Below are 12,570 nucleotides of genomic sequence, written 5' to 3' on the forward strand. Positions count from 1 at the left end.
TAACAATAGATATGAAGCAAGGATATGTAAAGGTAGCAGCTGCCGTACCCTACGTTAAGGTGGCAGATTGTTACTACAACGTAGAGCGCATCAGCGAAATGGTGCATCAGGCGGATGCACAAGGGGTGGAGATTGTCACCTTCCCCGAGTTGTCCGTTACGGGGTATACATGTGGTGACCTTTTTTTGCAGCCTTTCCTCCTAGACGAGGCTAATGCAGCCCTCTGTCAATTGGTGCAAGATACGGCTGATACCCATGCGCTTGTAATTGTGGGGATGCCCGTGCGAGTGGAAGAGAAACTTTTCAATAGTGCTGTGGTCTTCCAGCAAGGTCGTATCCTAGGAGCTATTCCCAAAACCTACCTCCCCAACTATCGGGAGTTCCAAGAAAAGCGTTGGTTCTCCCCCAGTGATGTCCTTCAATACAAGACCGTAAGGATAGGCGATCATATCGTGCCCATAGGCCGTAACATCCTTTTCCGCTCCGGAAGAGTGGGGATTGGTATCGAGATATGCGAGGATATGTGGACGCCCTATACCCCGGGTACTCGCCTCAGCCTCTATGGCGCACACATTATTTTTAACCTATCGGCCAGCAATGAGAATGCCGGTAAGCACAACTATTTGCGCTCCATTATCAGCGGATTGTCTTCTCAAGGATTGTGTGGTTACGTCTATGTTTCGTGCGGATATGGAGAGAGCTCTACCGACCTCGTTTACACGGGTAAGGCCTTTATTTCTGAGATCGGGAAGATTGTAAAGGAGATGAAACGCTTCGAGTATTGCGAGCGAATGATCGTGAGCGATATCGACGTGTCTCACGTACAGACGGAGCGACTCCTCAATAGTAGTTTCAAGTCGGCCGTCTCCCATTTTACCCAAGAGGAGCTAACGGAGATTCCTTTTGCCCTCAGGAGCGAAGAGGAGTCTGCACCGGTGGATCGTCCCATCGAGCGCAATCCCTTTATGCCTACGGGTGTAGACCCCGACGAGCGTTGCGAAGAGATGTTCCAAATCCAGGTTTGTGGGTTGGTACAGCGGTTGCGTCACATGAAGGCAGAGCATGCCGTCATTGGCATTTCCGGAGGTCTCGACTCTACATTGGCCCTGCTTGTTACAGTACGAGCTTTTGACATACTCGGCTTGCCCCATAGTAACATAATTGGGGTTACGATGCCCGGCTTTGGCACCTCTATGCGCACTCGGGAGAATGCGCATAAGATGATGAGGCATTTGGGCGTTACCCTGCAAGAAATTGATATTACGGAGGCATGTATGCAACACTTTGCCGCTATCGGGCATGACCCCAAAGTGCATGATACCACCTACGAAAATGTACAGGCTCGCGAGCGTACCCAGCTGCTAATGGATATTGCCAATCGCTATAATGCCCCTGTGATTGGTACGGGAGACCTCTCGGAGATTGCCCTTGGTTGGTGTACCTACAATGGGGACCATATGTCGATGTATTCGGTCAATGCAACCGTTGCCAAAACCTCTGTTGCACTCATTATTGATTGGCATGCTCGAGTGCTTTCGCATGGAGATGAGGTGCTCAAAAAGACGCTTCTTGATGTGGTTGCCACTCCCATTAGTCCCGAATTGATACCGGGAGTTAATGGAGACGAACCCCACCAGAAGACGCAGGAGGCAATTGGCCCCTACGAGTTGCACGACTTCTTTATCTATCACTTCCTCTTTAAGAAGAATCAGCCGAGTAAGATATTCTATCTTGCACGTGTAGCGTTTGAGGGCATCTATCCTCCCTCGATGATTAAGCGTTATATGCTACTTTTCTTCCGCCGCTTCTTCAGCCAGCAGTACAAACGTAATTGTATGCCCGATGGACCTAAGGTGGGAGCGGTAAGTCTCTCTCCCCGAGGAGAATGGCGTATGCCTAGCGATGCTGTTAGCTCAATGTGGATTAGAGAGATTGAGCAACTCCCCGAGGACTAATCCTCCGTCCCCTATCTCCCCGAGAGTAACTTGCTTTTAGAGTTTGCTCTCGCCGAGTGGTGAGTTTACTCCGCAGCCTATTCTCAAAAGGGAAATAGGCTGCGGATTTTCTTTTTCTTGGGTAGTAAATTTTCTTTTTTCAGCCGGTTTGTCCCTCTCTTTCTGGCTAGATTTCCTAGAGTTTTTGGTCAGTTCCCTTTAGGAGCTCTGAAGATGCTATTTCCCTTCTTCGGAGAGAGGTGTGTGCTGCGACTCTGTTATACTTTGTTTTATGCCGTGTGGAGTGGGGTGAATGCGGGATTTTTCACCTGTAATCATTTGTCAGAATAGTAATATTTCGCTATCTTTGTAGAGATATTGATAGGTGTGCCTATTCCTAAGAAATAGGGTGTAGGGCACCTTTTTTGAAGAAGAAAGCAAGAGAGCACTATGAGCGACGAAAATAATAAGTCAACGGAGCAGCAAGAGTATTCTGCCGGTAGTATTCAGGTCCTTGAAGGGTTGGAGGCCGTGCGCAAACGCCCTGCCATGTACATTGGCGACATCAGTGAGAAAGGGTTGCATCACCTTGTTTATGAGGTGGTAGACAACTCCATTGACGAAGCTCTTGCAGGGTATTGTACAGATGTCAAGGTTACGATCCTTGAGGATAATTCGATCTCTGTAGAGGATAACGGCCGTGGTATCCCTGTGGATATCCACCCCAAAGAGGGGCGTAGTGCCCTAGAGGTGGTAATGACCGTATTGCATGCCGGGGGTAAGTTTGACAAAGGCTCCTATAAGGTATCCGGTGGTCTCCATGGGGTAGGGGTCTCTTGCGTAAATGCTCTATCTACGCATCTTAGAGCCGATGTTTACCGAGATGGTAAGCATTTTGTGCAAGAGTTTTCTAAGGGCAAGCCGCTCTACTCTGTAAAAGAGGTGGGAGAAAGCGACCGCACAGGTACTACGGTTACCTTTACTCCGGATAATACCATTTTTACGGTTTCTACCTATCAGTTTAAGATCTTAGCGCACCGCCTGCGAGAGTTGGCCTTCTTGAATGCTGGACTTCGCCTCTCTCTTACTGATTTGCGTCAGCGAGATGAGGAGGGGAATCCCTTGACAGAGGTTTTCTACTCAGAGGATGGTCTCAAGGAGTTTGTGCGTTTCATCGATCAGAGTAAGGTCAATTTGCTAGACGATGTTATTCATATCAAGAATGACAAAGGAGAGGTGCCCATCGAGGTGGCAATGACCTACAACCAAGACTATCAGGAGAATGTATACTCCTATGTTAATGATATTAATACCATAGAGGGGGGGACGCATCTAACCGGTTTCCGCCGTGCCCTCACTCGTACTCTCAAGCAGTATGCTACGGACTCTAAAATGCTTGAGAAGGTAAAAGTAAACGTGGAGGGCGACGACTTCCGCGAAGGGCTCACGGCCGTAATCAGCATTAAGGTGGCAGAGCCTCAGTTTGAGGGACAAACGAAAACCAAGCTGGGGAATAGCGAGGTAATCGGTATTGTAGAGAGTGCTGTAAGCGAAGCCCTTGCGATCTACCTAGAGGAGCACCCACAGCAGGCTAAGGCAATTGTTGATAAGGTAGTGCTCGCAGCTCAGGCTCGTCATGCCGCAGCGAATGCTCGTAAATTGGTGCTTCGCAAAAGCCCGCTAGCCGCAGGTGGTCTACCCGGTAAGCTCTCGGACTGTACAAGCAAAGACCCTGCCAAGTGTGAGATCTTCTTAGTGGAAGGGGACTCGGCAGGTGGAACGGCAAAGCAAGGGCGTGACCGCATGTACCAAGCTATCCTACCCTTGCGAGGGAAGATCCTCAATGTGGAGAAAGCTATGCAGCATAAAGTGCTTGATAGCCAAGAGATTCGCAATATATATACCGCTCTTGGAGTTACTATTGGTACAGAAGAGGATAGCAAAGCCCTTAACCTCTCCAAACTTCGTTACCACAAGATTATTATTATGACCGACGCCGATGTGGACGGCAGTCATATCGCTACTTTGATTCTTACTTTCTTCTTCCGCAATATGCGCTCCCTTATAGATAACGGATATGTCTATTTGGCTACACCTCCTCTCTATCTCTGTCGTAAGGGTAAGGAGCAGGCTTATTGCTGGACGGAGCAGCAGCGTAGGGCTTTTATCGATAAGTATGCCGATGGCAACGAAAGCCGCGTGCATGTACAGCGTTACAAAGGTCTTGGGGAGATGATGGAAGAGCAACTTTGGGAGACAACCATGAATCCCGAAAATCGCATTCTAAAGCAGATCACCATAGAGAGTGCGGCGAGTGCAGACCGCACGTTCTCGATGCTCATGGGAGAGGATGTACCTCCTCGTCGGGAGTTTATCGAAGATAACGCTACCTATGCTCGCATCGACGCTTAGTTCATCTTCTTGGACTGACCTATCTCCTATGCTTCGCTCCTTGTACGAGACGGCTGATAGCAATCCGTCTCCCAAGGGGCGAAAGCCTTTGATTGGGCTAACTTGTCACCATACGGAAGCTGGTAACTCTGTAAATGAAGCCTATTCTGAGGCTATATTGCAGGCCGGAGGGCTCCCCATATTGCTGCCAACAGAGCATACTACGGCGCATTTGGGAGAACTACTCGACTCCCTAGATGGCTTGTTGCTTACGGGGGGAGGAGATATTCACTCTCCCTTTATGGGTAAGGAACTCACGCGTGAGGTCGGATCAATAGATGTCTGGCGCGATCGTTTTGAGTTAGTTTTGATATTAGAGGCTTCACGTCGTAATACCCCTATTCTTGGGATCTGTCGTGGCTTACAAATATATAATGTAGCAATGGGGGGAACCCTAATCCAAGATATTGCTACGGAGTACCCCCAACCATCTATTGGGCATGATCCTAAGATGGATAAAGAGGTGGGGTGTCATACTATTCGCCTTGCAGAAGGGGACAACCCATTAGTGCAGGTCTTGGGCCTTGCACCCGGCGACGAGCTGATGGTGAATAGTCTGCACCATCAAGCTTTGGGCGAATTAGCAGTGGGCTTGCGAGCATTGGCTCACTCTTCGGATGGAATAGTAGAGGCTGCTACAGCCCTCCCATACAAAAATTTCTTAGGGGTGCAGTGGCATCCTGAGCACCTTGTGCGTCAACCCGAGGGGCAGTGTATGCGTGGCCTATTCACTTACTTAGTGCAAGAAGCTCGCCTTTACGCTCAAGCCAAATCACTCCACCAATCGGCCGTTGTGCTAGATTCGCACACCGATACTCCCATGTTTTTCTCTTCAAATACAGATCTATCGCATTGGGGAGATACACTCGTTGATTTGCAAAAAATGAGGGTGGGTAAGGTGGCTTCTACGATTATGGCAGCCTATTTGCCTCAGGGAGAATGTACGGAGGAGGGGCATACGAGAGCACAGCGGTATGCGCTCCAGAAGCTCGAGGAAATACATAAGTATGGTTCGGCTCATCCCTCTTTAGGCAGAGTGGCTACCTCTCTAGAGGAGATAAGGTCATGTCACAAACAAGGGCTTTGCAGCCTAGTCCCCGCCATAGAGAATGGGTATGCGATAGGTCGAGACCTATCTATTATTCAGCGTTTTAGAGACTTAGGAGTTTGTTATATCACGCTGTGCCATAATGGAGATAACGAGATTTGCGATTCCGCACGGCATAGCGAGCACCGCCATCACGGGCTGAGTGCCTTTGGTCGAGAGGTGGTGCAAGAAATGAATCGTCTTGGTATTTTGGTGGATATTTCGCATGCAGCCCCTGAGACTGTGGCGGATGTCTTGGCACTATCTTCGCAGCCTATTATTGCAAGTCACTCATCGTGCTACGCCCTTTGCCCCCATCCTCGCAACCTTAGCGATGAGCATATCAAGGCAATTGCTGCGGCCGGTGGTGTAGTACAGGTCTGTCTCTATGCAGGCTTTATTGCAGAAAAGGAAGAGGAGGCAACGGTACAGAGAGCTGTTGATCACATTGAGCATATTATAGAGATTGCAGGAGTACAAGCCGTAGGTATAGGTTCCGATTTTGATGGAGACGGCAGACTTATAGGGTGCCAAGGAAGTCATGATCTGATCAACTTGACGCTTGAACTATTGCGCCGTGGGCATACAAAAGAAGAGTTACGTGCTATTTTGGGAGGCAACTTTCTTAGGGTGCTGGCGTCCATAGGGCGTTAAACATATTGGCATGGTATTTGTCTTATTGAGTGTGTAAGCTAGGTGCAATGAATAAAAACGAGAGATAACGAAAGAATGGCAAAATATAGGAATAACCCTTCATCAGGAAATAATAAGCGCAAAATGGGGTTTAACCCCTTGTGGATATACCTCTTGGTAGCAGTTTCTCTACTCGGGATCTTCTTTATGCGCTCCTCTGGTAGCAGTAAAGAGCTGAGTTGGAATGAGTTCCAGAGAGTTGCTAAAGAAGAAGTTTTTGAGAGTATTACGGTACATCGAGAAGGGGATAAGGTAGAGGCTGTTGTGAAGAAAGACAAACTGTCTCAAGTCTATACTAAGCAAGAGCTCCTTGCACTGCGAAAATCCTATCTTCCCGGTTTCCAGCAAAACGATCGCTACGTTGTATCCACTCAAATACCCTCTGTCGATAATTTTGCAGACTTCTACGAGAAGGCTGGCCTCAAGACCGAGGTGAAATATGTAAGCCGAGGATTCAGCTTAACCGCCTTCCTGCTCAATTGGTTCCCGATGATTATCCTCATCGTCTTTTGGATCGTGATCATGCGTAGGATGAATGCCGGAGGCAAAGGAGGAGCTGCCGGTGGAGGTGGTATTTTCAATGTAGGTAAGGCCAAAGCGCAACTCTACGATAAGACAAATATTGACGTAACCTTCAAAGATGTAGCAGGGCTACACGAGGCAAAGCAAGAGATCGAAGAAATTGTGCATTTCCTCAAAGACCCGAGTAAATACACCGCTTTGGGGGGGAAGATCCCTAAGGGAGCCCTTTTGGTTGGCCCCCCGGGAACCGGGAAGACATTACTCGCCAAAGCTGTGGCTGGAGAGGCTCACGTACCCTTCTTCTCTATGTCGGGTTCCGACTTTGTGGAGATGTTTGTGGGGGTGGGTGCTAGCCGTGTACGCGATCTATTTGCCCAAGCAAAGAGCAAGGCTCCTTGTATTGTCTTTATCGACGAAATTGATGCCGTGGGGAGAGCCCGTGGGCGCAATAGCAATATGGGCGGTAATGACGAACGGGAGAGCACGCTCAACCAATTACTTACCGAGATGGACGGCTTTGGTTCGAATAGTGGCGTGATTGTCTTGGCTGCGACCAACCGCGTAGATGTACTCGATAGCGCCTTACTCCGTGCAGGACGTTTCGATAGACAAATCTCGGTAGACCTCCCCGATATAAATGACCGCAAGGAGATCTTTGCCGTGCACATGCGTAGTTTGCGATTAGACCGAGATTGTGATGTGGAGCAACTGGCACGCCAAACCCCGGGTTTCTCGGGTGCGGATATTGCCAATGTATGTAACGAAGCTGCCCTTATTGCTGCAAGACACGAGAAGAGTGTCATCACAAAAGAGGACTTCATGAATGCTGTCGATCGTATTATCGGTGGCTTAGAGAAAAAGAATCGTATTGTAACGGAAGAGGAGCGCTTGAGCATTGCCATCCACGAGGCTGGTCACGCTACTGTCAGCTGGCACCTCCAATATGGTAATCCATTGGTCAAGGTAACCATTGTTCCCCGAGGGAAAGCCCTTGGTGCCGCTTGGTATATGCCAGAGGAGAGACAGATTACACATACTCAAGTACTGCTGGACGAGATTTGTAGTCTCTTGGGCGGACGTGCTGCCGAAGAGCTCTTCTTGGGCCGTATCTCTACGGGAGCTGCCAATGACTTGGAACGTGTAACACGTATTGCCTATGCTATGGTTGTGTACTATGGTATGAGCGAGAAACTACCGAATATAAACTATCATGAGCAGGGGGGGGACTACTCATTCCAGAAGCCATATAGTGAGAATACAGCAGAAGTAATTGACCAAGAAGTCTCTCGCATCATTGCAGAGCAATACGAGAGGGCTAAGCAGTTGCTTCGAGAAAAAACAGAGGGGCATCACCGCCTCTATCAGCAACTGCTAGAGCGCGAGGTGATCTACACTGAGGATGTAGAAGCAATCTTTGGCAAACGCCTTTGGGCATCTCGTTCGGATGAATTGTTGCTCGCAGCAAAATCTACCGAGGCACCATCTGAGTCCTCTCAGAGTGAAGAACCCTCTGAGGCCGGAGGAGAACAGCAACCGCCCGAAGGCGAAGCTCCAAGCTCTGTACCGCCTCCATTTCACCTCTAATTAGCATCTCTAAAAGTCGATAGTGAGCCTCTTCTTCTCGGTTGGAGCTTACTGTCGGCTTTGATTATGAATAAGTAAATATATCGTATCGATCAATAGTTCTCTACATATGGCTCTTGATAAGAAAAACCTCCTCGTCCGGTCTCTTTCCGGATTTGTTTATGTGGCCCTCATCATCTCTTCCCTTTTGTGGGAGAATCCCTTGTTGCGCATCTTGCTCTTTTCCTTCTTTACAGGGGCAATGATTGTAGAGTACAATTTGCTGACTAAGGTCAATCGTCTCCATCCCTTCCGCACTACTTTGGATGTGATAGCCTCGGTATGTGCCGTGCTTTCCCCCTATTGTTTTTTAGCTCCAGACCTCTATCTTGTTGGGGTTGCTCTCATCTTCTTCTATCTTTTCTACATCTTCTATATAGTGGCTCGTACCATCTTCTCAGATTTGGAGAAGGGGGCAGTTCGTTCGATAGGGAATGTGTTAGTAGGGCAGCTCTATATAACGTTGCCTATGGTCCTGACCTCTTTATTTAGTTACCTCATGGGAGGGGCTGTGATTCTATTCCTTTTCGTTATCTTATGGGTGAATGATACAGGGGCATATCTAGTGGGGTCTCTTTTGGGGAAGCACAAATTGTATCCTGCTGTTTCTCCCAAAAAGAGCGTTGAGGGGCTCATCGGAGGTTTGGTGCTCTCTATCCTTGTGGGGGCTTTATTCGGGTATTTTTCTACGGAGATGGCCGATTGTTGTTTTGATTGTTTCGGCTTCTCTCCCTTGAGTCGTACGGATATAATAGTAGGTGGAGGTGATCGCTTGATGGAAGCATTGTCAAAAGCAATATTTGCGTTACTTATCGTTGTGTTGGGGACCTTGGGAGATCTTTTTGAGTCCGTGCTCAAGCGTCAGGCTAAAGTAAAGGATTCCGGCAACATCATTCCCGGGCATGGTGGAGTACTAGATCGTCTTGATAGTTATCTCTTTGCTAGCTATATTCTCCTTTTCTTCTCTCTCTCGTCTCTGTTTGTGCTGTTCTAAATGGTATCTTATCGCTCCGTAATCCGACGATATGTAGCCCCCTATAAGGGGTATTTGGGGGGGAGTATCTCTGCGAATGTACTAGCAACGTTACTCAACCTTCTTACTTTTTCGCTCATCATGCCCATTCTTCGTATCCTGTTTGGGATGGAGGAGGGTGAGCATACGTATCAGCCCTTGAGCGAGATTTCTTTTGAGGGCTTCTCTACCATCTCTGCATGGGGTAATGCCCTGATGAATAACTTCAGTTACTATGTAGAGCAACTGATTCACCAGCACGGAGCAAGTACCACACTGCTTATTTTGTGCCTCTACCTGGTGGGGATGACCCTTGCTAAGGTAGGGGTTAATTATTTGGGACTTTGGTTGTTGGTCCCGGTGCGTACGGGGGTAGTGCGTGACTTGCGTAATCTTCTCAACGACAAGATAACGGCGTTCCCCATGTCTTTTATGAGTGATGAGCATAAGGGGGATATTCTTGCTCGCATATCGGGGGATGTAACGGATGTTGAGTCTACGATTGTGGACTCTCTAGAAATGATCATCAAGAACCCGATACTTCTCTTGATCTACATATTGGCTCTATTCTTACTCAGCTGGCAGCTTACTTTGTTCGTCATAATTGTACTGCCTCCTGCAGGGTATATTATGGGGCTTATTGGTAAGAAACTCAAGCGTCAGAGCCTAGAGAGCCAGAATCGCTGGGGTGCCCTTATGTCTCAAGTAGAGGAGACGCTCGGGGGGCTTCGCATTGTCAAGGCTTTTGGTGCTGAGGAGAAGATTCGCACTCGCTTTCGGACTTCTAATGAGGAATATAGGAGGCTTGTCTCAAGTGTCTACCGCCGTCAGCAATTGGCACACCCCGTGAGTGAATTCTTGGGAACCGCCTCTATTGCCATCATTTTGTGGTATGGAGGAAGTCTCATTTTGGGTGGAAGCAGTATTATCTCTGCTCCCGTTTTCATATACTACCTTATTGTCTTTTACAACATCATTAACCCGGCTAAAGATTTTAGTAAGGCTGTTTATTCCGTACAGAAGGGGCTTGCCTCCATGGAGCGTATTGAGCGTATCTTGGAGGTGGACAACCCAATAAAAGACCCCGAAGAGCCTAAGGAACTCCGCTTTGAGAGGGAGATTCGCTTTGAGAATGTCTCTTTTGGTTACGATGCCCATACGCGAGTGCTCTCCAATCTCAATCTGACTATTAAAAAAGGACAGACGGTAGCCTTGGTGGGAAGCTCGGGATCGGGGAAAAGTACCTTGGTCGATTTGATCCCTCGTTTTTGGGATGTTACGGAGGGGAATATAACCATAGATGGTACCGATATTCGGGAGGTGACAGTGCGTGATTTGCGTGCACTTATTGGGAACGTTAATCAGGAGCCTATTCTCTTTAACGATACCATTTACAATAATATAGCATTTGCCCCTCTCAGTGTGACGCAGGAGGAGGTGGAGCATGCAGCCACTATTGCCAATGCGCACGGCTTTATCTCTCGTCTCCCGGAGGGCTATCAAACTAACATTGGAGACCGAGGGAATAAACTCAGTGGGGGCGAACGCCAGCGTCTAAGCATCGCTCGTGCCATTCTCAAGAACCCTCCAATTCTTATTTTAGACGAGGCAACGTCTGCCCTAGACAACGAAAGCGAGCGTCTCGTGCAGGATGCTATCGAACACCTTTTGCGTGATCGTACTACCATTGTCATAGCTCATAGGCTCTCTACTATTGTGGATGCTGATGTTATCTGCGTGCTAGACCACGGTACTATTGTGGAGCAGGGCTCTCACTCTGAGTTGCTGGCGCTCAATGGCGCTTACGCCAAATTGTATAGATTACAAGTTGCACACGAAGGGCTAAATTCCTAGCCTTGTCCCTTCTTTTAGACCAAAATGGACCAGATCAAACACCTCCCCATCGCCAAGAGTAATGCGAATCGATTGCTGATAATGGCTTATCTGGCGGGGGTATTCCCTCGTGTTCGGGAGGCTCTCTTCTCGCAACGAGATTGGGAAGACTGCCCAGATGATGTGCGTATTATGTGTTGTGTGCTTCAGAAGATGGCGAGTAGGACGGAGACGGTACCGTCTCCCGATGCCTCCTTTACCCTGCTTGATGTAGGAGCTGCCGGTACGGTACTTCGCTTTGTAACGGCGTTGGCTGCTGTGGTGACCGAGAGGCCTTTGCAGATAACGGGTACAACACGCCTAAAGAACCGCCCTCTACGCCCTTTGCTGGACGAGCTCAAAGCTTTGGGCGCGGACATTCGAGGGGAGTGGAGAGAAGACAAAGCTCACGATTCCCTTACTATATATCCTCCGTCCCGACCATTATGCGGAGGGACGCTTTCGAGTACATTCGATAGGAAAAGTAGTCAGTTTATCAGTGCTCTGTTGATGGTTGCTCCCTACTTTTCGGCTCCTTTCTCCATCCCTGAGCTCTCGAGGCGAGGCAATAGCTACCCATATATCGAACTGACCCTCGCTATGATGAGAGAGGCCGGGGCGGATTGGAGCTATACAGAAACCGGGGTTGTGGTAAGGCCCGGAGGCTATAGTGGCGATAGGTTGCTCAAGATGGCGCAGGCTCCGGAGATGGATTGGAGTGCCGCATCCTACGCTTTCGGTTGGAGTGCTGTGTCCCGTCGTCCTGTTTTCTTACCTTCTCTTCGGGCGTCCGATAGGCAGGGGGACAAGGCTATTGTCGGCTTTATGCGCCCTTTGGGAGTTGAGGCTCGATTCCTAGAGGGGGGAGGTGTAGAACTTATCCCTATCGATGTGCCCCGTTTGACGTGTTACACTCCGGAGGGGCTTAACGAGGTGCCGGATCTTGTTCCCACGCTGGTGGTGACGGCTCTCATGCGCCGGCAGCCTTTTCTGATGCAAGGGGTAGCCTCTTTGCGCCTGAAGGAGAGTGACCGCCTGCGCCAGCTTGTAGAGACAGCGGCCCTCTTTGGATTTCATTTAGACGAGGGGGAGGATTCTTTGGCATGGGATGGTGCATTCTCACCCGTGGAGGCGCAGCGTACTATCCTCGTGGATACGGCGGAGGATCATCGGATGGCTATGGCGTGGTCTCTTGCGAGCCTCCTTTACCCCCAAGTGCAGTACACGGATGCTTCGGTCGTCTCGAAGAGCTACCCGGGCTTTTGGCGAGAACCCATCTTTGCAGCCCTCCCGCATTGATCTTGGACTTTCCGCCTAGAGAAATAAAAGAGCCCCCGATAGATGATCAGAACTATCGAGGGCTTTCTGTATTTGGA

Annotated in this window: 7 protein-coding genes; all 7 read left to right on the plus strand. The window is 49.0% G+C overall.

The genetic code is table 11. The annotated features are described in order from the left end of the window. The first annotated feature begins 11 nt into the window (after positions 1–11). The 7 genes from Q0090_RS00655 (at position 12) to Q0090_RS00685 (ending at position 12,493) form a co-directional block, all read left to right on the plus strand. On the plus strand, positions 12–1,955 hold the full coding sequence (locus Q0090_RS00655) for an NAD(+) synthase (protein ID WP_297946430.1): 1,944 nt from the start codon (positions 12–14) through the stop codon (positions 1,953–1,955). A 429-nt stretch (positions 1,956–2,384) separates the two neighbouring features. Beyond that, entirely contained in the window at positions 2,385–4,346 is a 1,962-nt protein-coding gene (gene gyrB / locus Q0090_RS00660) for a DNA topoisomerase (ATP-hydrolyzing) subunit B (RefSeq protein WP_297946432.1), read from the plus strand. Next, positions 4,327–6,126 (plus strand): membrane dipeptidase, encoded by a 1,800-nt coding sequence (locus tag Q0090_RS00665; RefSeq protein WP_297946435.1) that lies wholly within the window; start codon positions 4,327–4,329, stop codon positions 6,124–6,126. Before gyrB ends, Q0090_RS00665 begins: the two co-directional genes overlap by 20 nt. A 75-nt stretch (positions 6,127–6,201) precedes the next feature. Next, the gene (gene ftsH, locus Q0090_RS00670) at positions 6,202–8,271 is read left to right on the plus strand and encodes an ATP-dependent zinc metalloprotease FtsH (protein WP_297946437.1); all 2,070 of its coding nucleotides are present in this window, start codon (positions 6,202–6,204) and stop codon (positions 8,269–8,271) included. A 109-nt stretch (positions 8,272–8,380) separates the two neighbouring features. After that, positions 8,381–9,304, plus strand: coding sequence for a phosphatidate cytidylyltransferase (locus tag Q0090_RS00675; RefSeq protein WP_297946440.1), 924 nt, complete (start codon positions 8,381–8,383; stop codon positions 9,302–9,304). After that, complete coding sequence (locus tag Q0090_RS00680; RefSeq protein ID WP_297946444.1) at positions 9,305–11,176, plus strand: ABC transporter ATP-binding protein; 1,872 nt, start codon at positions 9,305–9,307, stop codon at positions 11,174–11,176. It abuts the gene before it with no gap. 24 nt (positions 11,177–11,200) lie between these two features. Next, positions 11,201–12,493, plus strand: a complete 1,293-nt coding sequence (locus tag Q0090_RS00685) for a hypothetical protein (RefSeq protein ID WP_297946448.1) — start codon at positions 11,201–11,203, stop codon at positions 12,491–12,493. The last annotated feature ends 77 nt before the right edge of the window (positions 12,494–12,570 follow it).

It is taken from the genome of uncultured Porphyromonas sp. (assembly GCF_938023125.1).
Lineage (GTDB): Bacteria > Bacteroidota > Bacteroidia > Bacteroidales > Porphyromonadaceae > Porphyromonas.

Excerpts from the sequence above, each read along its gene's own strand:
- Q0090_RS00655 (WP_297946430.1), top strand. The coding sequence starts at position 12 with ATGAAGCAAGGATATGTAAAGGTAGCAGCTGCCGTACCCTACGTTAAG.
- gyrB (WP_297946432.1), top strand. The coding sequence starts at position 2,385 with ATGAGCGACGAAAATAATAAGTCAACGGAGCAGCAAGAGTATTCTGCC.
- Q0090_RS00665 (WP_297946435.1), top strand. The coding sequence starts at position 4,327 with ATGCTCGCATCGACGCTTAGTTCATCTTCTTGGACTGACCTATCTCCT.
- ftsH (WP_297946437.1), top strand. The coding sequence starts at position 6,202 with ATGGCAAAATATAGGAATAACCCTTCATCAGGAAATAATAAGCGCAAA.
- Q0090_RS00675 (WP_297946440.1), top strand. The coding sequence starts at position 8,381 with ATGGCTCTTGATAAGAAAAACCTCCTCGTCCGGTCTCTTTCCGGATTT.
- Q0090_RS00680 (WP_297946444.1), top strand. The coding sequence starts at position 9,305 with ATGGTATCTTATCGCTCCGTAATCCGACGATATGTAGCCCCCTATAAG.
- Q0090_RS00685 (WP_297946448.1), top strand. The coding sequence starts at position 11,201 with ATGGACCAGATCAAACACCTCCCCATCGCCAAGAGTAATGCGAATCGA.